Origin of the sequence: Pseudarthrobacter oxydans, assembly GCF_013314975.1 — a bacterium.
In the GTDB taxonomy this organism is placed as follows: Bacteria; Actinomycetota; Actinomycetes; order Actinomycetales; family Micrococcaceae; genus Arthrobacter; species Arthrobacter oxydans.
The window spans coordinates 18,864-43,924 of the sequence record NZ_JABTYH010000012.1; the positions used below are offsets into that span (position 1 = coordinate 18,864).

The 25,061-nt window shown below is 67.9% G+C and carries 23 protein-coding genes; 15 read left to right on the top strand and 8 right to left on the bottom strand.

What is annotated here, in order from left to right; genetic code table 11:
• Positions 1-107: 107 nt before the first annotated feature.
• Positions 108-572 (bottom strand): hypothetical protein, encoded by a 465-nt coding sequence (locus HTS88_RS09885; protein ID WP_174177875.1) that lies wholly within the window; start codon positions 570-572, stop codon positions 108-110.
• Positions 573-681: 109 nt separating this feature from the next.
• The gene (locus HTS88_RS09890; protein ID WP_174177877.1) at positions 682-1,230 is read right to left on the bottom strand and encodes a YceI family protein; all 549 of its coding nucleotides are present in this window, start codon (positions 1,228-1,230) and stop codon (positions 682-684) included.
• Positions 1,231-1,442: 212 nt separating this feature from the next.
• Here HTS88_RS09890 and HTS88_RS09895 point away from each other — a divergent pair, with 212 nt between their 5' ends.
• The 10 genes from HTS88_RS09895 to HTS88_RS09940 all read left to right on the top strand — a co-directional run bounded on the left by HTS88_RS09895 (position 1,443) and on the right by HTS88_RS09940 (position 15,065).
• Positions 1,443-2,123 (top strand): histidine phosphatase family protein, encoded by a 681-nt coding sequence (locus HTS88_RS09895; RefSeq protein WP_174177879.1) that lies wholly within the window; start codon positions 1,443-1,445, stop codon positions 2,121-2,123.
• 2 nt (positions 2,124-2,125) lie between these two features.
• Positions 2,126-2,740 carry a TlpA family protein disulfide reductase gene (locus HTS88_RS09900; protein ID WP_310112869.1) on the top strand — a complete coding sequence of 205 codons (615 nt, stop codon included), beginning with the start codon at positions 2,126-2,128 and terminating at the stop codon, positions 2,738-2,740.
• A gap of 10 nt (positions 2,741-2,750) precedes the next feature.
• A complete protein-coding gene (locus HTS88_RS09905; protein ID WP_174177881.1) occupies positions 2,751-3,506 on the top strand; it encodes a cytochrome c biogenesis CcdA family protein in 756 nt (251 codons plus the stop codon).
• Positions 3,506-5,275 carry a cytochrome c biogenesis protein ResB gene (resB, locus tag HTS88_RS09910; RefSeq protein ID WP_174177883.1) on the top strand — a complete coding sequence of 590 codons (1,770 nt, stop codon included), beginning with the start codon at positions 3,506-3,508 and terminating at the stop codon, positions 5,273-5,275. Before HTS88_RS09905 ends, resB begins: the two co-directional genes overlap by 1 nt.
• Positions 5,275-6,411: a c-type cytochrome biogenesis protein CcsB gene (gene ccsB, locus HTS88_RS09915; protein WP_174177885.1), complete on the top strand. Its 1,137-nt coding sequence runs from the start codon at positions 5,275-5,277 to the stop codon at positions 6,409-6,411. The genes resB and ccsB overlap by 1 nt, the downstream gene beginning before the upstream one ends.
• Before the next feature lie 150 nt (positions 6,412-6,561).
• Positions 6,562-8,655, top strand: coding sequence for an Hsp70 family protein (locus HTS88_RS09920; RefSeq protein WP_174177887.1), 2,094 nt, complete (start codon positions 6,562-6,564; stop codon positions 8,653-8,655).
• A gap of 1 nt (position 8,656) precedes the next feature.
• Positions 8,657-10,738, top strand: coding sequence for a LuxR C-terminal-related transcriptional regulator (locus tag HTS88_RS09925; protein ID WP_174177889.1), 2,082 nt, complete (start codon positions 8,657-8,659; stop codon positions 10,736-10,738).
• A 149-nt stretch (positions 10,739-10,887) separates the two neighbouring features.
• Positions 10,888-11,637: an IniB N-terminal domain-containing protein gene (locus HTS88_RS09930; RefSeq protein ID WP_174177891.1), complete on the top strand. Its 750-nt coding sequence runs from the start codon at positions 10,888-10,890 to the stop codon at positions 11,635-11,637.
• Positions 11,638-11,691: 54 nt separating this feature from the next.
• Complete coding sequence (locus HTS88_RS09935) at positions 11,692-13,575, top strand: dynamin family protein (RefSeq protein ID WP_310112872.1); 1,884 nt, start codon at positions 11,692-11,694, stop codon at positions 13,573-13,575.
• Positions 13,572-15,065, top strand: a complete 1,494-nt coding sequence (locus HTS88_RS09940) for a dynamin family protein (RefSeq protein ID WP_174177893.1) — start codon at positions 13,572-13,574, stop codon at positions 15,063-15,065. Before HTS88_RS09935 ends, HTS88_RS09940 begins: the two co-directional genes overlap by 4 nt.
• A 35-nt stretch (positions 15,066-15,100) precedes the next feature.
• Here the strand turns inward: HTS88_RS09940 and HTS88_RS09945 are convergent, their stop codons facing one another.
• A complete protein-coding gene (locus HTS88_RS09945; protein ID WP_066278707.1) occupies positions 15,101-15,493 on the bottom strand; it encodes a PLD nuclease N-terminal domain-containing protein in 393 nt (130 codons plus the stop codon).
• Positions 15,494-15,554: 61 nt separating this feature from the next.
• On the opposite strand from HTS88_RS09945, the gene HTS88_RS09950 reads away from it, so the two are divergent.
• Positions 15,555-15,866, top strand: a complete 312-nt coding sequence (locus tag HTS88_RS09950) for a DUF4229 domain-containing protein (protein WP_174177895.1) — start codon at positions 15,555-15,557, stop codon at positions 15,864-15,866.
• A gap of 39 nt (positions 15,867-15,905) precedes the next feature.
• Here HTS88_RS09950 and HTS88_RS09955 read toward each other — a convergent pair whose 3' ends face one another.
• From HTS88_RS09955 to HTS88_RS09975, 5 genes are all read right to left on the bottom strand, one after another.
• Positions 15,906-16,787 carry a 1,4-dihydroxy-2-naphthoate polyprenyltransferase gene (locus tag HTS88_RS09955; protein ID WP_174177897.1) on the bottom strand — a complete coding sequence of 294 codons (882 nt, stop codon included), beginning with the start codon at positions 16,785-16,787 and terminating at the stop codon, positions 15,906-15,908.
• Between the two features lie 64 nt (positions 16,788-16,851).
• A complete protein-coding gene (locus tag HTS88_RS09960) occupies positions 16,852-18,039 on the bottom strand; it encodes an AMP-binding protein (RefSeq protein WP_174177899.1) in 1,188 nt (395 codons plus the stop codon).
• A 13-nt stretch (positions 18,040-18,052) separates the two neighbouring features.
• Positions 18,053-19,018, bottom strand: a complete 966-nt coding sequence (locus tag HTS88_RS09965) for a 1,4-dihydroxy-2-naphthoyl-CoA synthase (RefSeq protein WP_174177901.1) — start codon at positions 19,016-19,018, stop codon at positions 18,053-18,055.
• Positions 19,019-19,040: 22 nt separating this feature from the next.
• Positions 19,041-19,481 carry a VOC family protein gene (locus HTS88_RS09970; RefSeq protein ID WP_174177903.1) on the bottom strand — a complete coding sequence of 147 codons (441 nt, stop codon included), beginning with the start codon at positions 19,479-19,481 and terminating at the stop codon, positions 19,041-19,043.
• A 32-nt stretch (positions 19,482-19,513) separates the two neighbouring features.
• Positions 19,514-20,275, bottom strand: coding sequence for a CPBP family intramembrane glutamic endopeptidase (locus HTS88_RS09975; protein ID WP_174177905.1), 762 nt, complete (start codon positions 20,273-20,275; stop codon positions 19,514-19,516).
• A 129-nt stretch (positions 20,276-20,404) separates the two neighbouring features.
• Here HTS88_RS09975 and HTS88_RS09980 point away from each other — a divergent pair, with 129 nt between their 5' ends.
• The 4 genes from HTS88_RS09980 to HTS88_RS09995 all read left to right on the top strand — a co-directional run bounded on the left by HTS88_RS09980 (position 20,405) and on the right by HTS88_RS09995 (position 24,915).
• Positions 20,405-21,379, top strand: a complete 975-nt coding sequence (locus HTS88_RS09980; RefSeq protein ID WP_246256152.1) for a metal ABC transporter substrate-binding protein — start codon at positions 20,405-20,407, stop codon at positions 21,377-21,379.
• Positions 21,376-22,119 carry a metal ABC transporter ATP-binding protein gene (locus HTS88_RS09985; protein WP_174177907.1) on the top strand — a complete coding sequence of 248 codons (744 nt, stop codon included), beginning with the start codon at positions 21,376-21,378 and terminating at the stop codon, positions 22,117-22,119. Before HTS88_RS09980 ends, HTS88_RS09985 begins: the two co-directional genes overlap by 4 nt.
• A gap of 2 nt (positions 22,120-22,121) precedes the next feature.
• On the top strand, positions 22,122-22,991 hold the full coding sequence (locus HTS88_RS09990; RefSeq protein WP_174177909.1) for a metal ABC transporter permease: 870 nt from the start codon (positions 22,122-22,124) through the stop codon (positions 22,989-22,991).
• A 184-nt stretch (positions 22,992-23,175) separates the two neighbouring features.
• Positions 23,176-24,915: an ABC-F family ATP-binding cassette domain-containing protein gene (locus HTS88_RS09995; protein ID WP_174177911.1), complete on the top strand. Its 1,740-nt coding sequence runs from the start codon at positions 23,176-23,178 to the stop codon at positions 24,913-24,915.
• Positions 24,916-25,061 lie beyond the last annotated feature (146 nt).

The window sequence follows — 25,061 nt, forward strand, 5'->3', positions numbered from 1 at the left end:
GCGGTCCTTTTGCGTGTCGGGTTCCAGGTAAATCGCCGGGATCGGTCCTGTCCCCTACCCCCAGCATCACTTACGTCCACCGTACCCCCGGGCAGCCGCCTTGTGGGTCATTCGGAAGAGGTATTCCCGGAGCGGGCCGCGGCGAAGAAGGCCTGGGAATTGGGCAGCCACAACAGCACCGTTGCCGCCAGGCTGATGAGGAACGTTGCCCAGTTGCCGCCCTGACCCACGCCCATCATGGCGTTGGCCACCGCCAGGACCAGGGTGGCGCCGGTGAGGGCCGTGAGGCCCAGGCGGGCCCAGCGCTTTCCGTCCTTCATGGCAAGGGCCAGGACGATCTGCGCCGCACCGACCGCTGCCGCCAGCAGCATGAGCAGGAGCACCAGCGTGGCCGCCCCCGGTGCCGCGGCAAAGAGCACCAGCGATGCCAGCATGCCGAGCATTCCACCCACCAGGCCCAGGATGCCGCCCACAAACCAGATCCAGAAGGAGACCTTGAGTTCGGTGGGCAGGCCCGTCACCAGGAACATTCGGGCAAAACCGCTCCGCGGCGCGCTGGGAGAGTTGCTCATGGCCCTCACTGTAATCCCCGCCGGGACCCGGAAGGAGCGGCGTGCTTAAAGACGGCACCCCGGCGCCGGACTGCGGGAGTCCAGGGCCGGGGTGCCGGAGCGGAAGGAATTACGCCGCGGGAGCGATGAAGGCGAGTTCGAGGTTGATGGCAACCTTGTCGCTCACCAGGACGCCGCCGGTCTCGAGGATGGCGTTCCAGGTCAGGCCGAAGTCCTTGCGGCTGATGGTGGTCCCGGCGGAAACGCCTGCACGGGTGTTGCCGAACGGGTCAACAGCCACACCGTTGAACTCGGTGTCCAGGGTGACGGGGCGGGTGACGCCCTTGATGGTCAGGTCGCCGGTCAGCTCATAGCTGTCGCCCTTGGCCACGAGGCCGTTGGAGACAAAGGAGATTTCGGGGAACTTCTCTACGTCGAAGAAATCCTCGCCCTTGACGTGGCCATCGCGGTTTACGTCGCCGGAATCGAAGCTGGCGGTGTTGATGGTGGCGTTGATCCTGGCATCGGAGATGTCCCCGGGGAGGTCAAGGGTGGCGGCGGCTTCGGTGAACTGGCCGCGGACCTTGCTGATGCCCGCGTGGCGGACCGTGAAGCCGATCTCGCTGTGTGAGTTGTCGAGGGTCCAGGTGCCGGTGGTGACGTCTGCGGGAAGTGCCATGGTGATGCTCCTTGGGTTTGCGTACTGTCGGGTTGTGCTGTTGAACCTTCATCTGTTGAAGTCTCAACTAACTGCTGCATCCAGTATAAACATGCATTTGCATGTTTTGTTCCCGTCTTCGGAACATTTCTTCAAAAACTTCAGTTCTACTCTCCGTAGAAGCTTGTCCGGGAGATTTCGGATCGCACGCCATCTTTGAGAAACTGGTAAACATGCCCCAAGCCACTGTCCATTTGCTCCGCCACGGCGAGGTCCACAATCCCGACGGCGTTCTCTACGGACGGCTGCCCGAATTCCACCTCTCCGAACTGGGCCAGGAGATGGCACGCACGCTCGCCGAGCACTTCAGCCGGCGCGCGGCCGGGGGTGCCCGGATCACCTACCTGGCAGCCTCCCCGCTGGACCGTGCGCAGGAAACTGCCCGGCCGACGTCGGACGCGCTCAACCTGCAGATCCACACGGACGAACGGATCATCGAAGCGGAGAACTACTTCGAGGGCATGAAGGTCACCAGGGCTGAGCTGCGCCGCCCCAAGCACTGGCCGCGGCTGGTCAACCCGCTGCGGCCGTCGTGGGGCGAACCGTACAAAAACCAGGCTTCCCGGGTGATGGAGGCGGTCCAGGACGCGCGGCTGCGCGCCATTGAGCTGGCAGCCGGGGACTTCGGCACGGACGGGCCTGAAGCCATCATGGTCAGCCACCAGCTCCCCATCTGGGCCACCCGCCTCAGCGCCGAGGGAAAGCCGCTGTGGCATGACCCGCGGAAACGCGAATGCACCCTGACCTCCATCACGTCCCTGGTGTTCGACGACGCCGGCACGCTCCTGCGCGTGCAGTACAGCGAACCCGCCGCTTCCCTTCTTCCGGGTGCGTCCAGCACCCCTGGAGCCTAGCTGTGACCCACCGCAATCCCGTGACTTCCCGCCGGAGCCTGCTGGCTGCCGGTGGCCTGGCCCTGACCGCCGTGACCCTGGGCCTGTCAGGCTGCGCCCAGGAGGATGCCCTGGCCCAGCAGGCCAAGGCGGGCGACAACAAAAACTATGTTGCCGGCGACGGCTCCGTGACGGAGTTTGCGGCCGGGGACCGAAAGTCCGCCATCCAGGTCAACGGCACGCTCTTCAACGGCACCACCGTGGCGCCCGCCGATTTCCAGGGCCGGGTGACGGTGCTGAACTTCTGGTTCGCCGCCTGCGCCCCGTGCCGCGTGGAAGCCCCCATCCTGGAAGAGCTCCACCAGGAGTTCAAGGACCAGGGCGTGCAGTTCTACGGCGTCAACCTGAGGGACGAGAAAGCCACCGCCGAGGCCTTCGAGAAGACCTTCAACCTGACCTACCCCAGCTTTGACGACAAGGACGGCGGCGTCCTCCTGGCTGTCTCCGGACTGGTTCCGCCGGGCGCGGTCCCCACCACCCTGGTGCTGGACAAGCAGGGCCGCGTGGCCTCCCGCGTCCTGGGCGAAGTCCAAAAAGGCACCCTGAAGGCCCTCATCGCTGCCGCCGTGGCAGAGTAGCGGCGGTCCCGTGAACAGCCCCTTCGCCGAAGCCATCCTGAATGGCTCGCTCCTGCTTGCCATCCCGGTGGCGCTGCTGGCCGGACTGGTCTCCTTCCTCTCCCCGTGCGTGCTGCCCCTGGTCCCCGGATACCTGGGCTACGTCACCGGACTCAGCGGCGTGGACCTGCAGAAGCAGAAGCGCGGCCGGATGCTGGTGGGCATCGGACTGTTCGTGCTCGGTTTTTCCGTCATTTTCGTCCTCCTCGGCGGGGCTTTCGGCCAGCTCGGAACCCTGATCACCGGTGCGCAGAACGCCTGGATCACCCAACTCCTGGGCATCCTGGTGATCGTGATGGGTGTCGTCTTCATGGGCGGCTTCAGCTGGCTGCAGCGCGACGCCAAGATCTCCGCCAGGCCGCCGGCCGGGCTGTGGGGAGCGCCGCTGCTGGGCCTGACCTTCGGGCTGGGCTGGGCGCCGTGCATCGGGCCCACCTACTCGGCCGTGCAGCTGCTGAGCCTCTCCGGGGGATCGTCCGCGGCCAAGGGCGCCTTCCTGGCCTTCGTCTACAGCCTGGGCCTGGGCATCCCGTTCCTGCTGATCGCACTGGCGGTCCGCCGGGGGATGGGAGTGATGGCGTTCTTCCGCAGGCACCGCCTGGCCATCCAGCGCACCGGCGGGGGCATCCTGGTGGTGCTGGGCCTGCTGATGGCCAGCGGTGTCTGGGGCACCTGGGTGACCGAACTCCAGTACTGGTTCCAAACCGATGTGAAGTTGCCGATCTGATGAGCGAGCGCGTGAACCTAGAGAAGAAGTCCTCCACACCCGCGACGGGCAACGGCCTGCCAGCGGCCAAGGCTGACGCCGCGCTGCCCGCCCTGGGCCCCAAGGAGATGCTGCGCTGGGCCTGGACCCAGCTGACCAGCATGCGCACGGCGCTGTTCCTGCTGCTGCTCCTTGCCGTTGCCGCCGTTCCGGGCTCACTGTTCCCGCAGCGCCCCGCCAACCCGTCCATCGTCACCCAGTACATCAAGGACAACCCGGACTACGGGAAGCTGCTGGACACCCTGCAGCTGTACGACGTCTACTCCTCGGCCTGGTTCTCGGCCATCTACCTGCTGCTGTTCATCTCCCTGATCGGGTGCGTGGTGCCGCGCGCCATCGCCCACTACAAGGCGATGAGGTCCCAGCCGCCGCGCACCCCGAAACGGCTCTCCCGCCTCCCCGAGTACGGGACCCTGGTGATACCCGCCCGGGCCGGGATCCCGGCGTCGGACGCCATCCACGGCGCCGCCGGACTGCTGAAGAAACGCGGCTACCGCGTGGAGGTCAGGGACGACGACGGCGCGCGGCCGTCTTTGGGGGCCGAGCGCGGCTTCCTGAAGGAAGTGGGCAACCTCGTCTTCCACACGTCCCTCATCGGCGTCCTGGTGTCCGTGGCCATCGGCGGCCTCTTCGGCTACAGCGGCCAGCGGATCCTGGTGGAGGGTGACACGTTCGTGAACACCCTGGTGGGCTACGACCAGTTCACGCCCGGCACCAACTTCCAGTCCAGCCAGCTGCAGCCCTATTCCATCCAGCTGGACAAGTTCGACATCACGTTTGACCGCGAGTCGGAGGGCAAGTTCGGCCAGCCCATCGATTTCTCGGCCGCAGTGACCACCAAGGAAAACCCGGACGCGCCCGCTCGGCAGGAAACCCTGAAGGTCAACGATCCCGTCACCCTGGGCGGCACCAGCATCTACCTCACCGGCAACGGCTACGCCCCCGTGGTGACCATCCGGGACGGCGCCGGCAACGTGGCCATGCAGGGCCCCGTGGTGGCCAAGCTCCAGGGGGACAACTACTACTCCTCCGTGGTGATCAAGGTCCCCGACGCCGCGCCGGACCAGCTGGGATTCGCCGGCTTCTTCCTGCCCACCGCCTTCGTCACCGATGAGGGGGTTTCCTTCAGCGGTGACCCGGAGCTCTTCAACCCGCAGCTCACGCTCAACTCCTACTATGGCGACCTTGGCCTGGATGACGGAGCGCCGCAGAACGTCTTCGAACTTGACGTCAAGGACCTGACCCCGCTGAACGCCCGCAACCTGGACGCCGGCGGCATCACCCTCTCGCCGGGGACCAGCTACACCCTCCCCGACGGCAAAGGCACCATCAGCTTCGACGGCGTCAAGCGGTACATCGGCGTGGACATCCACCACAACCCCGGACAGCTCTACGCCCTGATCTTCGCGCTGCTGGCCGTGGCCGGCCTGATCCTGTCGCTCTACGTCAACCGCCGCCGCGTGTGGGTCCGTACGGGCACCCACGAGGACGGCCGCACCATGGTTGAGTACGGGCTCCTGGCCCGCGGCGAGGACCACCGGCTTGCCGGCGAAGCGGAAGCCCTCCGCAAGCTGCTGACCGAAGAGTGGCAGCTGGATCCGGACCAGGGCCCGCCGCGGACCTCACAGGAAACTCCCGGCAGCCCGGGGGACAATAGCACCGGAGCTGCCGCAACCACAGGCCCCGCCACCACCCCAGCCGGCCCCACCGGGCCCGAAAAGGACCAGTAATGCCGTACGGAATCAACGAAACCATGGGCCAGTACAGCGAGCTCTTTATGCTGCTGGCGGCCGGCACGTACACCGTAGCCTTCATCGCTTTCGCCTGGGACCTGGCCAAGAGCAGCAAGGCGCTGCGAGCCATCGACCTCAAGGCTGCTCAGGCCTCGCAGCCCGGCAGTGCCCAGGACTCCGCCAGGGTTCCGGTGGCAGCCGGGGTGGGCGACCACGCTGCATCCGCCGAAGCCTCCCGCTCCGATTCCGCCGGGGCGCGCCTGGGCGGGCCGGCCGGCAGGGCCGAGCGGCCGACGTCGTCCACCACCAAGGCAGCGGGCCCGGGGGCCGGGGGAGTCATCACCGCCGACGCCGACATGCGCTACGCCGCGGAACGCCGCGCACCGGCCCGGGTGGCAGTTGCACTGACCATCCTCGGCGTCCTGATCCACGCCGCCGGTGTGGTGACCCGTGCGCTGGGTGCCGGCCGCGTGCCGTGGGGCAACATGTACGAATTCCTCACCACCGGCGCCTTCGTGGCGGTAGCGGTGTTCCTGCTGGTGCTGGTCCGCCGCGACCTCCGCTTCCTGGGAACCTTCGTGGTGGGCCTGGCCATCATCATGCTGGTGGCCGCCTCCGTGGCCTACTGGACCCCCGTCGGGCACCTGGTTCCCGCCCTCCAGAGCTACTGGCTCATCATCCACGTGTCCATCGCCGTGCTGTCCTCAGCCCTCTTCACCCTGACCTTCGCGATGTCCGCGCTGCAGCTGGTCCAGTCCCACCGCCAGAAGACGGTGGCTGCCGGCGGGGCGGACAAACTGGGCTTCATGCGCCTGGTGCCGTCCGCGCTGAGCCTGGAAAACCTGTCCTACCGCATCAACGCCATCGCCTTCATCGGCTGGACGTTCACCCTCATGTTCGGTGCCATCTGGGCTGAAAAGGCCTGGGGGCGGTTCTGGGGCTGGGACACCAAGGAAGTGTGGACCTTCGTGATCTGGGTTGTCTACGCCGGATACCTCCACGCACGGGCAACCCGCGGCTGGACCGGCACCCGTGCCGCCTGGCTCTCGATCGTTGGCTACCTCTGCGTGGTGTTCAACTTCACCATCGTGAACCAGTTCTTCAACGGGCTCCACTCGTACTCAGGCCTCTGAGCAGGACTTCTGCGGGGTTCCCAGGTGCCCGGGGACTTCTAAAATCGATGTAGCAACAGGGCTGTTCCCGGTCAGCCGGTAATGCTACGTTGGTTTCGTGCGCCCGTGATGAAGTTTGCTGGCGGAACAACAGTTTTTCCTGAGGTACCCATGAGCTATGTTCTCGCCATTGACGTGGGAACCAGCTTCACAGCTGCTGCCATCGCCCGTTTTGACCAGGGAGCTTCCTCTCCCGAGTGCCTGCCGCTGGGACTCCGTGGAACCTCGGTACCCTCTGTTCTTTTTTACCCCGACAACGGACCCGTCCTGGTGGGGGAAGCCGCGGAACGCCGCGGCCTGGATTCCCCCGGGCGGGTCGTGCGGGAATTCAAGAGGCGCATTGGCGACGCCGTGCCGATCTCCGCGGGCACGCTGTCCCTGGCCGCCGAGGACGTGTTCGCCACCATGGCCCGCTGGGTGGCAGACCGCGCGGAAGAACGCCAGGGGGCGCCGCCGTCGGAAATCATCCTGACGTACCCCGCTGCCTGGGGCTTCCACCGCACATCCCTCATCAAGGACGCCCTCGCCGCCAAGGGGCTCCACAACGTCACACTGCTGACGGAACCGGAAGCCGCGGCCCTCCATTACGCTTCCCAGGTGCGGGTGGAGGACGGCAGCATCATCGCCGTCTACGATCTCGGCGGCGGCACCTTCGATACCGCTGTCCTCCGCAAAGAGGCCAGCAACCGGTTTGAATTGCTCGGGAAACCGGAAGGCTTTGAACACATGGGCGGCGCCGATTTCGATGCCGCCCTTTTCCGCTTTGTGGCTGAACATACGGACGGTGGGCTGGCCCGGCTGGACCCGGCAGCCCCCGGGGTGCTCGCCGCGCTTTCCCGGCTGCGGCGGGAGTGTGTGGAGGCCAAGGAAGCGCTCTCCAGCGACAGCGAAGCCAACATCTCCGTGCTCCTGCCCGGCATCCAGCAGCAAATACGCCTGGTCCGTCCCGAATTCGAGTCACTGATCGAAGACCCCGTCCGGGACACCGTGGATGCCCTCGAACAATCGCTGGGCCAGCTGGGGCTGGAGCCGGCTGACCTCTCCGCCGTGCTGCTGATTGGCGGGTCCTCAAGGATTCCCCTTGTTGCACAGCTGATCTCGGAGCAGCTTGACCGTCCCATCGCCGTCGACGCCGATCCCAAGTCCTCCATCTGCATGGGCGCAGCCGTATCCGCGGTGCTGGGCCGGGCGGCTCTGGCTGCTGCCGCCGCAGCGGAATCGAGTCCGGCCGAAGCTCCCGGTGAGGCTGTTTCCAGCCCCGCCGCGGATGGTGCAGCGCCGCTGCGGCTGGCCAGCTGGTCCCGGAACCCCACGCCCGCCCCGCAATCCCTGGCGGCAGCAGCCCTCAGCCAGGGCAATGGTGACAAGGGCGGAGCGCATGCGCCGAAGCCCCGGGTGCGGCTTACTGCCGTGGCGGCCACCGCGGTCCTGTTCACTGTCCTCACCGCCACGGCCGCCCAGAGCCCGGCAGGATTCAACAGCCTGACCTCCGTGTTCGTCCCGCCGGCCGGGGCCTCCAATGATCGCGGGGCCGTGCCCGCCACCGGTGCCGCCGGGGGCGGCAATGGTGCCGGTCCAGCGGCAGGGGCCGCGGGAGACATCCAGGTCCCGGTGGCGGGCATCGATTCCGGCATGGAGCGGGCCGCTGCCTCCCAGGCACCTGGCCCCGTGCCGGACGGGAAGCCGAACGGCCAGGTAGCGTCCATCCGGGCCATCGAGAAGGGCGCCTCCGAAGGGCCCTCCGCCAGCGCAGTCACGGCAGGTGAGGCCACCGGCACCACTGCGCCAGGGGATACGGCGACTACTGGCACAGCCACGCCGACCACTGACGGGGCGACCCCCACCGTTGATCCAACGACGACAGAAGCCCCGGAACCGGTCACGTCCAGCCCTTCGCCCACGCCATCCGGCAGCGGGTCCGGGACGCCGGCCCCTTCCACAACGGCAGCGAGCCCAGGGACCAGCACGGCGGAGCCTACCCGCTTCACAAGCACGGCGGAGCCCACATCCACGGACACGGAAGCTACGCCCACATCCGTCGGTTCGCCTTCACCAACGGTCCAGGTATCCGCGTCACCCACAGGCACGGGCGGGTTTACGCCCCTGGCACAGGAACCCACGGGCTCCGGCTCCACCGGCACAGCGACGGCCACTTCCACGGACACCGGCACCGCCACCGCCACGACGACGATCCCGGCGGCCTGACATGGTCAGCTACCAGCCGCACACGCAGAAGACGGCATTCCGCCATCCCGAGCCGGACCACCAGGGGACGTCACTGCAGAGCGCGGAACTCATGGCAAGCCAGCTCAAGGGTGAGAACGCAGCAGTCCGGGAGCTGCTGCTGGCGTTGTCCGTAGGTTTCGCCCTGCCGGGACCCCTGCCGTCAGACCTGCAGCGCAAGATCGACGGAAACGGGGTGGAGAGCCTGGACGCCCTGGTGCACAGGGCAGAGTCGTCAGGCCTGCTGACCCCGGACGGCGCGGTGGTCGGCCCGGCCCGCCACGCGCTGCTCGCCGTCGCCCCCACCACCAAGGTGCATGCGCTCCAGCGGGAGCTGGTGGGCGTGTACGCGGCCAACGGCCAGCCGCTGGGGGATCTCGCCCGGGAACTGGCACGCGCCGGACTCGCCGATCCAAGGGTGGCAGCCGAGCTGGAGCAGGCGGCGGACAAGGCGCTGGAGCGCGATCCCGGGCTGGCGTACCAGCTCTACGATGAGGCCCTGCTGGCGGGCACGGACGAGAAAGCCACAGCGGCCCGGCGTGCCCAGGCCGCGGCGGCCAACGGCGACCTGGACACGGCCACCCGCATTGTTGACACCCTGTTGGGGCAGGACGGTCCACCGGACGTCCGCCGGGCCGCGGACGTGGCAGCCGCGGTGTGGGCCCAGCGGGGCATGATCGCCCGCGGAGCCGATGTCTACAGCTGGCTGGGCCCCTCCCGCATAGGCCAATCCGCGCCCCTTGCCGCCGTCACCCTGATCGGCTGTGGCGACCTGTCCGGTGCGGAGAACATGTTCGGGGCCGATGCACCCCCTTCGTCCCCCACGCTGCTTGCCGCCACCCTCGCCCACCTCGGAAAAGGCATCCTCCAGTCGCTGGAGGGAGATCCGCACCAGGGACTCCAGACCCTGATCCACGCCTCGGACATGCTGAACGCGGCGGGTGCCGCGCTTCCCCTGCCGGAGACTCCGGCGGCGCTGGCGGCACTGGTGGCGCTGCACAGCGGGGAACCGAACCTGGCGGAAACAATCTGCCGGTTCGCGGCCGCCGCCGGGCAGGGAGGCGATACCGCCCAACCGCGCCTCTTCCTGCTGCAGGCGTGGTCGGCGATGATGCAGGACAGGCTTGAGGACGCACGGCTCGCCATCAATGAGGCATCCAAAGCGAACCACTGGCCGCTGGTGCCGCGCGACGAGTTCCTCTGTTCGGCCCTGGAAGTGGCCCTTGCCCGGCGCAACGGCGATTTCCCCGAGCTCATCAAGGCCTGGGAACGGGCGCGCGAAGCGACGCTCCACACAGCAGTGGACCTGTACAGCCTGCTGCCCTGGGGGGAGCTGATGATCGCAGCCGCCCGCCTTCGGGAGGGCCGCAGGGTTGCCCCGTACCTCACGGACGCATGGGGCCTCCTGGAGCGCCTGGGCAATCCGCCGCTGTGGGCTGTGCCGCTGCACTGGGCTGCAGTCCAGGCTGCCCTGCTGAACGAAAGCCCCGCTGACCTGGCCCCGCACGCAGCAGCGCTCGCCCGGGCCGCAGGGCAAAGCCACTTGGCAGCCGTCCTCGCGGCGGCCGGCAAAGCCTGGGTAACCGTTTTGGCCGAGAGGTTCCGTCCTGATGACGTCGAGGCGGCGGCACGGGGCCTGGGGCTGGTGGGCATGCCCTGGGAGGGAGCACGGCTTGCCGGCCACGCCGCCGCCCGGGCGGACGAGCGCAAGGACATGGTGCGCCTGCTCTCCTGCGCCCGGGAACTCCACCCACAGGCCAGTTCGGCGGGCCCGGGGGGTCCGGCATCATCCGAGGCCCGCAATGCTCCCCCCACCGAGGCAGGTAATGGCATGCAACCAGACGGCGCAGGGCTGAGCGAGCGGGAAAAGGAAGTGGCCCGGCTGGTGCTCGACGGCAAGACCTACCGGGAAATTGGCGAGGCCATCTACATTTCGCCGCGCACCGCCGAGCACCACATTGCCCGGATGCGGCGCAGGCTTGGTGCGGAAAACCGCTCGGACCTGATGGCCAAGCTGCGCCTTGCGCTGGGCCCGGACAGCCAGGCCCATGACCCGTCCCCCTAACACCCCTAACGGGGACGTCCGCGGTTCCCCACCAGGGGCGCCGCCGGTAAGGGGGACCGGCCCGATGCCGGTTCCCTGCAGGAACAATAGGTTTGATCCAAGGCATCAGGGCCGGCGCACCGAAATGAAAACGATCTGAGGACCAGCACATGACAGTCGCAAAGGAAGTGGTCCAGTTCCTGATGGACATCTTCGGAGACCGCCAGGCGGCCCAGGACTTCCTGGATGATCCCGAAGGCGTCCTGGAGCAGCACGGCCTGGCCGGTGTCAGCTCCGCAGATGTTGACGCCGCCATGCCGGTTGTCCTGGACTACGCGCCCCTGAGCGTCACGGCTCCCGCCGTTGACCGGCATCTAAGCGCCGGCGCCGGCACTGGCCACGCCGGGAGTGGCTGGAGCCCGTTTCCTTCCGGCGGAGGCCACGACGACGACCATGGACTTGCAGTGGAGCAGCTCACCCATGTCGTGGCCAGCTACTCCTTCCCTTCCACGCCGGATGACCGCGGCGCCGCCATGGCGGACCAATCCCCGGCCCCCAACATCTGGGCCGACGGGGACGTGGAGCAATGGTTCGACAACGACTCCGTGCCTGCCTTCGGCGACCCCGCCATAGGCGCCGGAACCGGGATGGGTTTCGCTGACATCCGGATCGACGGCCTCTTCGACCTTGACGCGGACAGCGAAACCGCGACGGCAGGTGCACACGGAACCGTCCTCCCGGCCACCTTGATCGACGGATCCTTCACCGAAGAGCAGCAGGCATTCGTCGAGGTGGATGTGGATCCCGCCGGTGCGGGGCTCGAGTTCACGGAGGACGACGCCGCAACCATTGACATCGACAATGACATCGACGACGCTGGCGCTGGGGAGGCGGCAGACTCCATGGACTTTGGTGCCTAGCAGCCGGACCCCGGTCCCGGAACGATCTTTGAGGCGTAGTACAGAGGACAGGCTGTGGCAGAAGCAGGACCGGCACACCCAGCAACTCCGGTGACGGCCGGCCAGCTGATCCAGCTTGTGGAACACGGACTCCAGCTCGTGGGCACCGGCGACCGGGAGGACCTCCGGAAACGCCTTGACCTGGCATTGGGGCGGCTGAGGGATCCGAGCATCCGGGTCATCGTGGTGGGGGAGTTCAAACAGGGCAAAAGCAAATTCATCAACGCCCTGGTGGGTGCGCCGGCCTGCCCCGTCGACGACGACGTTGCCACGTCCGTTCCCACGGTTGTCCGCTACGGGGACCCTGCCTCGGCAACGATCCTGGTCCCCACCTCTACTGCGGACGCCGGCGACGACGGTGGTGTTGACCGCCAGCCGATTCCCGTCGCCGACCTGCCGGCTTATGTTTCCGAACAGGGTAATCCCGGCAACAGCAAGAAGCTCCTGGCCGCCGAGGTATGCCTGCCCCGCAGGATCCTTGCCGGCGGGCTCATCGTCATCGATTCGCCCGGGGTGGGGGGCCTCGGGTCCGCGCACACCCTGGCCACCCTCACGGCCCTGCCCACCGCCGATGCGATGCTCTTGGTCTCGGACGCCTCCCAGGAATACACCGAACCGGAGCTGCGCTTCCTGCGGCAGGCGATGCGGATTACCCCGAACGTTGTGGGCGTGCTGACCAAGACCGACCTCTACCCGGACTGGCGGCGGGTGGAAGAGATGGACCGCTCCCACCTCGGAAACGTAGCGCCCGGGATTCCGCTGTTTCCCGTTTCCTCCGACCTCCGCCTGGAGGCAGCACGCCTGCAGGACAGTGAGCTGAATGAGGAATCCGGCTTCCCCGCACTGGTTGCCCACCTCCGCAGCGGAATCGTGGAAGGGGCACAGCGCCTCCAGGGCCGCTCCGTGAGCCAGGACCTGCTCGCCGTTACCGAGAACCTGCGCCTCTCGCTGCAATCGGAGCTTGAAGCCCTCGAAAACCCCGGCGGCACACCCCGGATGATTTTGGAGCTGGAGGCGGCCCGGGCTGAGGCTGACGACCTTCGGAAACGGTCTGCGCGCTGGCAGGTCACCCTGAGCGATGGCATCAGCGACCTCATCGCCGATATGGAGTACGACCTCCGCAACCGGCTCCGCCACATCCAGCGGGAGGCTGAAGCCGCCATCGACCAGGAGGACCCGGGACCGGCCTGGGCCGATTTTTCCAAGTGGCTGGAAGTGTCCACCGCGGCTGCCATCTCTGAGACCTTCGTCCTCACCAGTGAGCGGGCGCAGTGGCTGGCCGGGCAGGTGGCTGACCATTTCGCCGCGGACGTAGTCCCCTTGCCGGTGATGCAGGTGTCCCATTCCGCCGACGTGCTGGATCCCGTGGACGCGATGCCGGGCATGGACGCCGGGCACGTCAACCCCGTGCAGAAAGTGCTGATCGGCATGCGGGGCTCCTACGGAGGGGTGCTCATGTTCGGGCTCCTGACCGGCATTTTCGGGATGGCGCTGATCAACCCGCTCTCCCTGGGCGCCGGTCTCCTGCTGGGACGCAAGGCCTACCGGGAGGACAAGGAGGCGCGGCTCAAGCGCCGGCAGGGGGAGGCCAAGGCCCTCGTCAGGCGGCAGCTCGATGACGTGACCTTCCAGGTGGGCAAGCAACTGAAGGACCGCCTGCGGCTGGTGCAGCGCGCCATCCGCGACCACTTCAACGAGATAGCGGATGAGCACCACCGTTCCCTGGCGGACTCGGTGTCCGCTGCCCAGAAAGCCGCCAATACCTACGCCCTGGAAAGGGACGCCCGCATCAGGGACATCAAGGCCGAGCTCAAGAAGGTGGATGCACTCCACCGGGCCGCGCAGGCCGTTGCCGCCGAGGTATCCGGAACCATGATGCCCGCGGGCGGTCCACGATGACTGCCCCAACAATTGCCGGCGCCGCTGGCCTGGTCCAGGAGGCGCTGGAAACCTACGCGGATGACCCGGCTTCCGTGGCCGCCCTCGAGGGTATTGCCCGGAGGCTCGCGGAGCCGTTGCGCGTGGCCATTGCGGGCATGGTCAAGGCCGGCAAGTCCACCCTGCTGAACGCGATTCTCGGCGAGGAGATAGCGCCCACGGACACGGGGGAGTGCACCCGCATCATCACCTGGTACCGGCACGGGCACACTCCCCGCATCACCCTCCACCCCACCTCCGGCGAGCCCAGGACGCTGCCACTCAAACGCGTGGACGGCCGCCTCGTCTTCGTGCTGGGGGATGCGGACGCGGCGGACGTGGACCGGCTGGAGGTGGAATGGCCGTCGCCGGCGCTGCTGAACATGACCCTGATCGATACCCCCGGCATCGCTTCGCTGTCCCGCGAGGTGTCTGCCCGCTCCACCGCCTTCCTGGCCCCGGCGGATACGGAGTCGGAGGCGGACGCCATCATCTACCTGATGCGCCACATGCACGCCGCGGACGTGAGGTTCCTCGAATCCTTCCGGGACACGGAAGCGGGCCGCTCGGGAACAGTCAACGCAATCGCGGTACTCTCCAGGGCGGATGAGGTTGGTGGCGGCCGCATCGATTCGCTGCTCTCCGCGGGAGAGATCGCGGACAGGTACCGCCGTGACCACAACCTGCGGAAACTCGCCTTGGGCGTGGTGCCCGTGGCTGGGCTCCTTGCCCAGAGCGCCCGGACCATGCGCCAGCAGGAATTCAGTGCCCTCCAGCTGCTGGCCGGACTGGACCGCGGTGACCGCGAAAAGGCACTGCTCTCAGCGGACCGGTTCCTCCGGTCCACCATCCCGGAGGGGCTGGCGGCGGAGGCCAGGGCGTCGCTGCTGGCAAGGTTTGGCCTGTTCGGGATCCGGCTCGCCGTGGTCCTCATTTCCAACGGCTTCAATGAACCCACCCCGCTGGCCCACGAGCTGGCCCGGCGCAGCGGACTGGATCCGCTGCTGGACCTGCTGGGCCGCCAGTTCCAGGCACGGGCTGAGGCCCTGAAGGCGCGTACGGCTTTGGTGGCGGTGGAGTCCCTGCTGCGCACCTCGCCCCGCCCGGGAACGGGGCCCCTGGCTGCGGCCCTGGAGCGGCTGCAGGCCAACGCGCATGAGTTCCGCGAACTGCGGTTGCTGGCCGTCCTGCGGACCACGGGCGTGCCGCTCAGCCCCGAACTGGCCGCGGAGGCGGAGGGCCTGATCGGCGGCCGGGGCGCTGCGGCGCATGTGAGGCTGGGGCTGGACGCGGATGCGGCGCCCAGCGACATGGCTGACGAAGCCCGCCGTTACCTGCTGCGCTGGCGCGCGGTGGCGGAGAGTCCGCTGACGGACGGGCTGGCCCTTGAGGCCTGCCGGGTTGTGGTCCGCAGCTGCGAGGGTGTGCTGGCAGAGTCGTCCGCCCGCCAGCGCCAGCGCCAACCGGCCTGAAGGACGGCAGCCGGGAGTGCCCTCCCGGCGGAGGCCTATTTCAATCCGTCGTTGTCGTGCTCGTCGGTCTCGTGCTTGTCTTTCCCGCCGTCGACGTCCTTTGCCTTGGCATCCAGCTCATCCTTGAGCTTCTTGAGGCGGGCGGCTTCCGCCTCCTGCCGGCGGCGGACCTCCAGGTTGCGGAGGAAGTCCGGGTCATCGTCCGGGGCGGTGGGATGGCGGTAGTCCTGCCGCTGCGGGGGAGTGCCGCGCGGCCGGCCGATCAGGAGCCAGAGGATCGCGCCCAGTACCGGCAGGACGATCATGACCACGATCCAGGCGGGTTTGGAAATTCCGCGGGTGAGGCGCCCGTCGGTCCGGATCACGTCGACGAGGCCATACACGAAGATGGCGAGGATTGCGACGGCCAAAGCCACACGGAGGAGCATGCATTAAGTCTATCGTCAGGACGGGCAGGGGCCGCGGGCGGGAGGCGGCTAAACTTGAATAGTGGCCTTTTTGAAATATTCCCTGATCCGCCTGGCTCTCTTCGCGCCCCTGTTCGTGCTCTTCACCTTCCTGGAGCTGGGCGCCCTCATGTCCGTCATCTGCGCGGCCCTGATCGCCTTTGCGGTGAGCTACTTGTTTTTCCAGAAGCAGCGGGACGAAGCCGCAGCGGCCCTCCAGCACCGTTTCTCCGGCAAGGCCAAGCCGCTGCGCTCCGCCGGTGAAGTCCAGGACGCGCACGCCGAGGACGCCCTCCTGGACGCCAACCCTGACGTGACCATCAACAACGACGCAAAGGGCCGCAAGCGCCCGTAGGCCCGCCGCGCCCCGCAGGCGGTGCTCCGCTAGAATCCGCTAGAAGCCGCGGCTGAGCACCAGTCCCAGGGAGAACAGCAGGCTGTAGCCGAGGTTGATCAGTCCGGTCTGCTTGAGGACCGGGATGAGGCTCTTGCGCTTGCGTCCGTTGATCATCAGCCACGCGGGCATGAGGCAGGCAGGAATCAGCAGCAGCACTATCAGCATCCACGGCCGGCCGGGAGCCAGGATCACCACCAGCAGGATGGCCACGGCCAGCATCAGGACGTAGCTTTCGCGCGCATGCTTGTCGCCCAGCCGGACCGCCAGGGTCTTCTTGCCGGCCTGCATGTCCGTGGGGATGTCCCGGACGTTGTTGGCCATGAGCAGGGCGGTGGCGATCAGCCCGGTGCCGATCGCGCCGATGATGGCGGGCAGGTTGATCTGCCCGGCCTGGGTGTACGTGGTGCCCAGGGTTGCCACCAGCCCGAAGAACACAAAGACGAACACGTCGCCCAGGCCCATGTAGCCGTACGGGTTCTTCCCCCCTGTATAGCCCCAGGCGGCCATAACGCAGCCGAGCCCCACGAGGATCAGCCACCAGCTCTGGGTGATCACCACCAGGACCAGGCCAAACACCATGGCGGCCGCAAACGCCGCGAACGCCGCCCGTTTCACGTGTTCGGGGCTTGCCGCCCCGGATCCCACCAGGCGCAGCGGGCCCACACGGTCATCGTCGGTCCCCCGGATGCCGTCCGAGTAGTCGTTGGCATAGTTCACCCCCACCTGGAGCAGGAGGGCCACCAGCGCCGCGAGGATGGCGTTGAACAGCAGGAACGAACCCATCTCGTAGGCTGCGGCGGAGCCGATCAGCACCGGCGCAATCGCTGCGGGCAGCGTCCGGAGCCGGGCGCCTTGGATCCATTGTGCGGCTGTAGCCACGTTAAGTACCTCGCGTGTGTTGGGGGCGGCGGGAGGGGGTCCTGCCGGGTGGTGCAGGTCTACTTTACTTTCCCTGGTGCCGGGCTTTGAGCTCGGCGGTCATGGCCAGGCGGTCCGGTTTGCCGTTGGGAAGCAGCAGCAGCCCGGAGGCCGCCAGGACGGTTTTGGGCGCGAGGACGCCCAGCGTCCGGTGCCAGTGCTGTTCCAGGACGACGGCGGTGTCCCCGGCTTCCGCGCCCGGGGCCGCGTCCGGAGCAGGGTCCGCCAGCACAATGTAGGCCGCCACGGCCTGGCCCCACTCGGCGGAAGGAACCCCTGCCACGAAAGCCGCCGCGACGCCGTCGGACTTCTCCAGCTCTTCCTGCACGTGCGCGGCGGACACCTTTACGCCGCCGGTGATGATCACGTCGTCGGCCCTGCCCAGCACGGTCAGCCGGCCGTCGTCGTCAATGCTGCCGAGGTCGCTGGTGCGGTACCAGCGCACGCCGTCCTCCTCGAAGAACGTGTCCGTGCTTTCCGGCGACTCGAGGTAGCCCGCGGCGATGGTGTCCCCGCCCAGCAGGATGCGCCCGTCCTCCTCGACCCGGACCGAGACGCCCTCCAGCGGGAAACCGTCGTAGACGCACCCGCCGCAGGATTCGGCGGAACCGTACGTGGTGATCACCCGCACTCCGGCCTCGCGGGCGGCCGCCAGCAGGGAAGCCGGGGCGGGGGCGCCGCCCAGCAGGACGGCGTTGAAGCGGCGGAGCGCGGCCAGGGTCTCAGGCGACGGTTCGTCGAGGAGCCGCTGCAGCTGGGTGGGGACCAGCGAGGTGAACCGGATTTTGTCCGTCAGCTCTTGGGCCGCGGCGGTGAAGGCCTCGGGCGTAAAGCCCTGGGACATGTCCATGACCCAGGGGCGGGTGCCCGCGAACAGGGAGCGCACCAGGACCTGGATGCCCGCAACGTACTGCACGGGCAGCGCCAGGAGCCACTGGCCCTCGCCCTTGAGCGCCAGGGCCGTAGCCATCGAGGACGCCGCGAGGGACTCGACGGTCAGCACGGTGGCCTTGGGCGCGCCGGTGGAGCCGGACGTGCGGACCACGGCCACCGCGTCATCGCAGCCCGGGGTCTCCAGGTGTCCCACCACCAGGGCGCCGTCCCCGCCGATGGAGAGTTCGACGGCGGGTCCCTCGCCATGGAGGGCGGCCGCCAGGGCCGTCAGGGCCGGCTCGATGTTGATGGGGCCGGCGGCTTTCGCTGGAGTATTCATGTTCCGCTCCTGCCTAGAAGTAGTGCGGGAAGGTGGACCAGTCGGGCTCGCGTTTTTGCAGGAAGGCTTCCTTGCCCTCCACCGCCTCATCCGTCATGTACGCCAGTCGCGTGGCCTCCCCGGCGAACACCTGCTGCCCGGCCAGGCCGTCGTCGGCAAGGTTGAAGGCGAACTTCAGCATCCGGATGGCCTGCGGCGACTGGCGCGCGATGTCCGCGGCGTATTCCAGGGCAACCTCCTCGAGCCGTTCGTGGTCCACGGCCTCGTTGACGGCACCCATCCGAACCATGTCCTCAGCGGAATATTCGCGGGCGAGGAAGAAGATCTCGCGGGCTGCCTTCTGCCCGATCTGGCGGGCCAGCAGGGCCGAACCGTACCCGGCGTCGAAACTGCCCACCGTGGCGTCCGTCTGCTTGAACTTGCCGTGCTGGCGGGAGGCGATGGTGAGGTCCGCCACCACGTGCAGGGAGTGCCCGCCGCCGGCCGCCCAGCCGTTGACGACGGCGATGACCACCTTGGGCATGGTCCGCATGAGCCGCTGGACCTCCAGGATGTGCAGCCTGCCGGCGCGGGCGGGGTCGATGGTTTCCTGCGTCTCGCCGTCTGTTTCTTGTATTACATACCGGTAGCCGTCACGGCCCCGGATCCGCTGGTCCCCGCCGGAACAGAAGGAGTGCCCGCCGTCCTTGGGGGAGGGGCCGTTGCCGGTAAGCAGGACGGTGGCGACGTCCGGGGACATCCGGGCGTGGTCCATGGCCCGGTACAGCTCGTCCACGGTGCCCGGCCGGAAGGCGTTGCGCACCTCGGGCCGGTTGAACGCGATCCGGACCGTCGGCAGGTCACGCACCCAGCCGCCGTCGGAATCCCGCTCCACCTGCCGGTGGTAGGTCATGTCCTGGAAGTCCTCGAAGCCGGCCACGGTGCGCCAGCGGGAGGGGTCGAAGACGTCGGACACCGAGGCGGGAATCTGTTTGCTCACCATCCAAGTCTAGTAATCGGCCTCAGCTGATGCAGAACTCGTTGCCCTCGGGGTCCGCCATGGTGTGCCAGGAGTGCGGTCCCTGGCTGGCCGTCCACAGGAATGTGGCACCGCGCGCCTCAAGCTCCCGGCGGACCTCGTCCTTGTCCCTGCCGGCCAGGTTGATGTCCCAGTGCACGCGGTTTTTCACCGTTTTGGCCTCGGGCGCCGTCTGGAAGAGGAGGCGCCGTTCCGGGGCCTTGGCCTCCAGTTCCTCCGTCGGGCGGATCGCGCAGCCCTCGCGCCACACGAGGTTTCCCCGGTGGGTCATGGTCTGGTCCTCCGTGGCGAAGCCCTGCTCGATCATGGAGCGGATGAAAGCGGCGTCCTGGGGCTCCACGGACCACCCCAGGGTTTCAGCCCACCAGTCGGCCAGCTCGTGCGGACGGGTGCAGTCAATGACGATCTGGATGTTCAGTCCCATCCCACCAAGGTACGGTGGCACGTGCTTCTCGCCTAGGGCTGGACCTGCTGGAGTTGTTCGAAAACCTCCGGCGGGATGGCGTAGATGAACACCACGGCCAGCAGGTTCTTTGCCGCGTGCACAAAGTAGGCGAACATCAGGTTCTTCCCGGTCCACACGTAGACGAACACCAGCGTGGCGCCCATGGCCAGGTAGGGAAGCAATGCAGTGAAGGTGACCGCCTCCTGGCCCACGATGTGAAGGGCCGCGAACAGCACCACGGAGAGGGCGCAGCAGATCCAGATGTTCACCCGCCGGCTCAGCTTGCCGATCAGCAGGTGGCGGAAGATGTATTCCTCCACGAACGGTCCCACCACCACCAGCAGCGGGACCATCAGCCAGGCCGGGATCTGCTGGGCCAGTTGCTGCAGTCCCGCCTGGTTCTGGGATGTCTGGGCCTCGCCGCTGAGGGCCACCGCCACGGCGGTCAGGATCATCATGGCAATCACCGCTGCCGGGACCATCAGCAGCGTGAACCAGGGCCGGGTGGCCAGCACCGTGAGGTCACGGCCCACCACCTTCCGGGCTGCCAGCACGGCAAGTATGCCCACTGAGGAATAAAAGAGCAGGTTGACAGCGTAGGAAGCTGCCGCCGGGCTGGGGGCTATCTGGCGGAGAAAGGGAGCCAGCAGGTCACCGGCCACGGCAAAGAAGCCGGCGATGGCCACGTAGGTGATGAGGGTGGCGAAATCCAGCGGCTTGAAGCGGTACAGCTCCGGCTGCGGTGCGGGCGGTATTCGGTGGGCGGTAGCCATGGCTTCAGCCTAACCTCCCAACCAGGTAGCAGCAGATGTCGGTTTCAGCGGTCAAACGGACATCTGCTGCTACCTGGATGGGCCGGGGTGCGTTGCTGGCCGAAACGTGCTTCCCGTAGAATCTTCGGTATGCCTAAATTTATGTTTCGGTGCGCCAAAGTAGCCGCCCGGACCCGCCCCGGGCGGACGGTGCGTTTCCGCGCCGCAGCCGTGGCCGCCGTCGTGCTTTCCCTCCTGCTGACCGCCTGCGGCGGGGGAGCTTCCGGTAACGGGGACGGCAAGCCCGTGGTCCTGACCACCTTCACCGTGCTGGCGGACATCGCCCGGAATGTTGCGGGCGACAAGCTGACGGTTGAGTCCATCACCAAGGCCGGCGCAGAGATCCACGGCTACGAACCCACCCCGGGGGACATCAGGAAGGCCTCCAAGGCTGACCTCATCCTGGACAACGGACTCAACCTGGAGGCCTGGTTCGGGCAGTTCGTCGAGGGGCTGGACGTGCCGCACGCTGTGGTGAGCGAGGGCGTTGAAGTGATGTCCATCAGCGAGGACTCGTACCAGGGCAAACCCAACCCGCACGCCTGGATGTCGCCGGTCAATGTGCAGACCTACGTGGACAATATGGTCCGGGCCTTCAGCGACCTGGACCCGGACAACGCGGCTGCCTTCGCGGCGAACGGTGAGGCCTACAAGGCCGAGCTCCAGGCTGTGCAGGACCAGATGGCCGCAAGCCTGGCCGGCGTCCCGGAAAACCAGCGCGCCCTTGTCACGTGTGAAGGCGCATTCTCCTACCTGGCCCGCGACGCCGGGTTGAAGGAGGTCTACATCTGGGCGGTCAACGCCGAACAGCAGGCCACCCCGCAGCAGATCACCCGGGCCATCGAATACGTCAAGGCAAACCAGGTCCCCGCGGTGTTCTGCGAATCCACGGTGTCCGATGCCCCCATGCAGCAGGTGGTGGAGGCCACGGGGGCCCGCTTTGGCGGCACCCTCTACGTGGACTCCCTCTCGGAGGCGGACGGGCCGGTCCCCACCTACCTGGACCTGATCCGGCACGACGCCGAGGTCATTACCAAGGCCCTCACCGCCGGAGCGGGATCATGAGCGCCCCGGCCATCGCCGTCGACAACGTCACGGTGCACTACGGCGAGGTCCTGGCCCTTGATGCCGCCTCGCTGACGGTGGACCCGGCACGGATCTGCGGCCTGGTGGGCATGAACGGCTCCGGGAAATCCACACTGTTCAAGGTGATCATGGGAATGATCAAGCCCGACGCCGGCACGGTGCGGATTGGCGGCCAGTCACCTTCCAAGGCACGCCGGGAAGGAGGGATCGGCTACGTTCCGCAAAGCGAGGAAGTGGACTGGCAGTTCCCGCTGTCCGTGCGCGACGTGGTGATGATGGGCCGGTACGGCCACCAGGGATTCACCCGCCGGGCGTCCAAGGCCGACAAGGCCGCCGTGGACGAGGCGCTGGACCGGGTGGAGCTCGGGGGGTACGCCGGCCGGCAGATCGGCCAGCTGTCCGGCGGCCAGAAGAAGCGTGCGTTCGTGGCCCGCGGCATCGCTCAGGGTGCCACCATCATGCTGCTGGACGAGCCCTTCGCCGGCGTGGACAAGCGGTCCGAGGCCACCATCACCCGCCTGCTGCGCGAGCTCGCCGCGGACGGCTGCACCATCCTGGTGTCCACCCACGATCTCCATGCCCTCCCGCAGCTGTGCGACGAAGCCGTGCTGCTGATGCATAAGGTCCTCATGCACGGCCCGCCGGAGCGGGTGCTGCAGCCGGAAAACCTCGCCATGGCCTTCGGCCTGGACGTGCTCAACCGGAAGGAAGCGGGCTGACGATGGAACTCCTCCTCGAACCCCTCAGCTATGACTTCATGGTGCGGGCCATCGTCACCACCGCGCTCGCCGCCGTCGTCTGCGCAGTGCTCAGCTGCTGGCTGGTCCTGATCGGCTGGTCCCTGATGGGTGACGCCGTCTCGCACGCCGTCCTCCCCGGCGTCGTGCTGGCGTACATCGTGGGTGCCCCCTTCGCGCTGGGGGCGCTGGTGTTCGCCCTGATTGCCGTGACCCTGATCGGAGTGGTCCGCAATACCAGCCGGGTGAAGGAGGACGCCGCGATCGGCATTGTGTTCTCCTCGCTCTTTGCCCTCGGCCTGGTGCTGATTTCCGTCACGCCCAGCCAGACGGACCTGAACCACATCATTTTCGGCAACCTGCTGGGCGTGAGCATTCCGGACCTCATCCAGGTCCTGGTGCTGGGCGTGGTGGCTTTCGCCATCCTGATCCTCAAGCGGCGGGACCTCACCCTCTACGCGTTCGACCCCACCCACGCGCACGCCATCGGGCTGTCGCCCCAAAGGCTGGGGGCGCTGCTGCTGGGCCTGCTTGCCCTGACCTCCGTGGTAGCGCTGCAGACCGTGGGCGTTGTGCTGGTGGTGGCCATGCTGATCATCCCCGGTGCCACGGCCTACCTGCTGACGGACCGGTTCTCGCGGATGCTGGTCATCGCGCCGGTGGTCTCGGCAGCCTGCTCCATCACCGGCATCTACCTCAGCTATTACCTGGACACAGCCTCCGGCGCCATGGTGGTGCTCACGCAGGGTGTGGTCTTCGCCGTCGTCTACCTCTTCAGCCCGCGCCAGGGGCTGATCGGAACCCGGCTGGCGAAGGCGCGGCGCAGGAAGGCCGCTGTGCTCGCCGCTGCCTGAACCGGTCAGCGCGTGACCCGGCTTCCGCTTGACTCGGCCACCCGCGGCGGGCAGGCTGGAGCGATGAAGTCCTAGCCAGCAGCCGGCCCTGCCGGGCTGCCTTCCCGAATCCAGGGCCGCCGTCGGGGACCGGAAAATCCGGTCCACCCCGCGGCCACACTGCGGAACTTTGCGAGGACTTCCCTTGACTGAACACCTGACCCTCTCCGGCGTCTCCCACGGCTATGGCGACCGCCTGCTGCTGGACGGCATCATCCTGGCCATCACCCCCGGCGAACACGTGGCCGTCGTCGGCGAAAACGGCGCCGGCAAATCCACCCTGCTGCGACTCCTCGCCGGCCTCGAAACCCCGGACGAAGGCGCGGCGGCAATCCAGGGCCGGGTGGGCTACCTCGCCCAGACCCATGGCCTGCCGGAAACCTTCACCGTGGGTGCCGCCGTCGACGCTTCCCTGGCCGCCCTGCGTGCCATCGAAGCGGAGCTTGACCGGCTGGAGGCGGGGCTGGCTGACGCCGGTGACGACGAGCTGGAAACCTACGGCAGGCTCCAGACGGAATACCAGCTGCGGGAAGGCTACGCAGCGGAGTCCCGGGTGGAAGCTGCGCTGGACCGGCTTGGCCTGGGCGGCCTTGACCGGAGCCGGGTGCTGGGATCGCTGTCCGGCGGGGAGCAGGAGCGGGTGGCCTTGGCGTGTGTCCTGGCCGATCCCGCGGACATCCTGCTCCTGGACGAACCCACCAACCACCTTGACGCCCGCGGAACGGCCTGGCTGGAGGACCGGCTGGCGGCCCACCGCGGCACCGTGGTGGTGGTGTCCCATGACAGGGTGCTCCTCCGCAAGGTGGCCAGCACCATCATCGAAGTGGATGCCGAGCGCCGCGCCGTGACCCGCTACGGCAACGGCTACGACGGCTACCTCCGGGAGAAGGCGGCCGAACGCGCGCGCTGGGTCCAGCAGTACCACACCTGGATTGATGCGATGGAGTCCGAAAAACGGCAGGCAGAGACTGTTGCCGGCACCATGGGGTACGGGCGCAAGCGCGACGGCGACAAGATGGGCTTCGACTTCAAGGCAGGCACCTGGCAGAAGGCCGCCAGCAGCCAGGTCCGGAACGCCCAGGAACGCCTGCGCCGGCTCGAAGCCAGCCCCGTGGACCGTCCGCCGGTACCCCTGCGGCTGAACGTCGATCTGGCCACGGACCCGGATGCTGCGGCGTCCGGTGCTGAGGAGTCCGGTGCTGGTCTTTCCGGGGCAGCGCAGGATGGTGCGCCGGTGCTGGCCGTGCACGGGGTGAGCGTGCCCGGCCGGCTGGGAACCACCGACTTCCAGGCGGGTGCCGGCGAGAAGATCCTGATCACCGGACCCAACGGCGCGGGCAAATCCACGCTGCTCTCCATCCTTGCCGGAACCCTGGAGCCGGCTGCCGGTTCCGTCACGCGGCCCGGACGCGTCGGCTACCTGCAGCAGGAACTGGAGCTGCCGCAACGGCCCTCCCTGCGCCTGCTGCCGGCCTTCGCCGCGGGCCTCGGCGGCAACATCGACGAGCACGCCGAGGCCCTCCTCCGCCTGGGCCTCTTCCGCACCAGCGAGTTCCACGTGCCCGTGGGCAGCCTGTCCGCCGGCCAGCAGCGAAGGCTGGCCCTGGCACGGCTGCTGCTGGGCGGCTACGGCACCCTGGTCGTGGACGAGCCCACCAACCACCTTGCGCCCGTGCTGGTGGAACAGCTGGAGGCGGCGCTCGCCGGATTCGCCGGGACCCTGGTGATGGTCAGCCACGACCGTGCCCTGCGGGAATGGTTCGCCGCGTGCGCACGGCGGAGCCGTGGTGGGGCCGCCGGCCCGGAAGGCACCCGGGCCGGGAACACCGCCGTCGGACGCTGGACCAGGTATTCCATGGACAAGGGCGTGCTCGCGCCGGTCTAGGCACTCCCGGGGCATAGGCCGACCGGATTTGCGTCACTTTTGGCCGTGCAGCGGCGCAGCCGGCCCGGATTGGCGCGGTTTCCTCCCGCCTCGCAGGACAAAAGCGACGCATGTGGGGCGGCAGCCAGCCTGTGGACCGGTGAGAT

Bases quoted from the DNA above. Each gene is read 5' to 3' on its own strand.
- HTS88_RS09885 (WP_174177875.1), bottom strand. From the start codon at position 572: ATGAGCAACTCTCCCAGCGCGCCGCGGAGCGGTTTTGCCCGAATGTTC.
- HTS88_RS09890 (WP_174177877.1), bottom strand. From the start codon at position 1,230: ATGGCACTTCCCGCAGACGTCACCACCGGCACCTGGACCCTCGACAAC.
- HTS88_RS09895 (WP_174177879.1), top strand. From the start codon at position 1,443: ATGCCCCAAGCCACTGTCCATTTGCTCCGCCACGGCGAGGTCCACAAT.
- resB (WP_174177883.1), top strand. From the start codon at position 3,506: ATGAGCGAGCGCGTGAACCTAGAGAAGAAGTCCTCCACACCCGCGACG.
- ccsB (WP_174177885.1), top strand. From the start codon at position 5,275: ATGCCGTACGGAATCAACGAAACCATGGGCCAGTACAGCGAGCTCTTT.
- HTS88_RS09920 (WP_174177887.1), top strand. From the start codon at position 6,562: ATGAGCTATGTTCTCGCCATTGACGTGGGAACCAGCTTCACAGCTGCT.
- HTS88_RS09925 (WP_174177889.1), top strand. From the start codon at position 8,657: ATGGTCAGCTACCAGCCGCACACGCAGAAGACGGCATTCCGCCATCCC.
- HTS88_RS09930 (WP_174177891.1), top strand. From the start codon at position 10,888: ATGACAGTCGCAAAGGAAGTGGTCCAGTTCCTGATGGACATCTTCGGA.
- HTS88_RS09940 (WP_174177893.1), top strand. From the start codon at position 13,572: ATGACTGCCCCAACAATTGCCGGCGCCGCTGGCCTGGTCCAGGAGGCG.
- HTS88_RS09945 (WP_066278707.1), bottom strand. From the start codon at position 15,493: ATGCTCCTCCGTGTGGCTTTGGCCGTCGCAATCCTCGCCATCTTCGTG.
- HTS88_RS09960 (WP_174177899.1), bottom strand. From the start codon at position 18,039: ATGAATACTCCAGCGAAAGCCGCCGGCCCCATCAACATCGAGCCGGCC.
- HTS88_RS09970 (WP_174177903.1), bottom strand. From the start codon at position 19,481: ATGGGACTGAACATCCAGATCGTCATTGACTGCACCCGTCCGCACGAG.
- HTS88_RS09975 (WP_174177905.1), bottom strand. From the start codon at position 20,275: ATGGCTACCGCCCACCGAATACCGCCCGCACCGCAGCCGGAGCTGTAC.
- HTS88_RS09980 (WP_246256152.1), top strand. From the start codon at position 20,405: ATGCCTAAATTTATGTTTCGGTGCGCCAAAGTAGCCGCCCGGACCCGC.
- HTS88_RS09985 (WP_174177907.1), top strand. From the start codon at position 21,376: ATGAGCGCCCCGGCCATCGCCGTCGACAACGTCACGGTGCACTACGGC.
- HTS88_RS09990 (WP_174177909.1), top strand. From the start codon at position 22,122: ATGGAACTCCTCCTCGAACCCCTCAGCTATGACTTCATGGTGCGGGCC.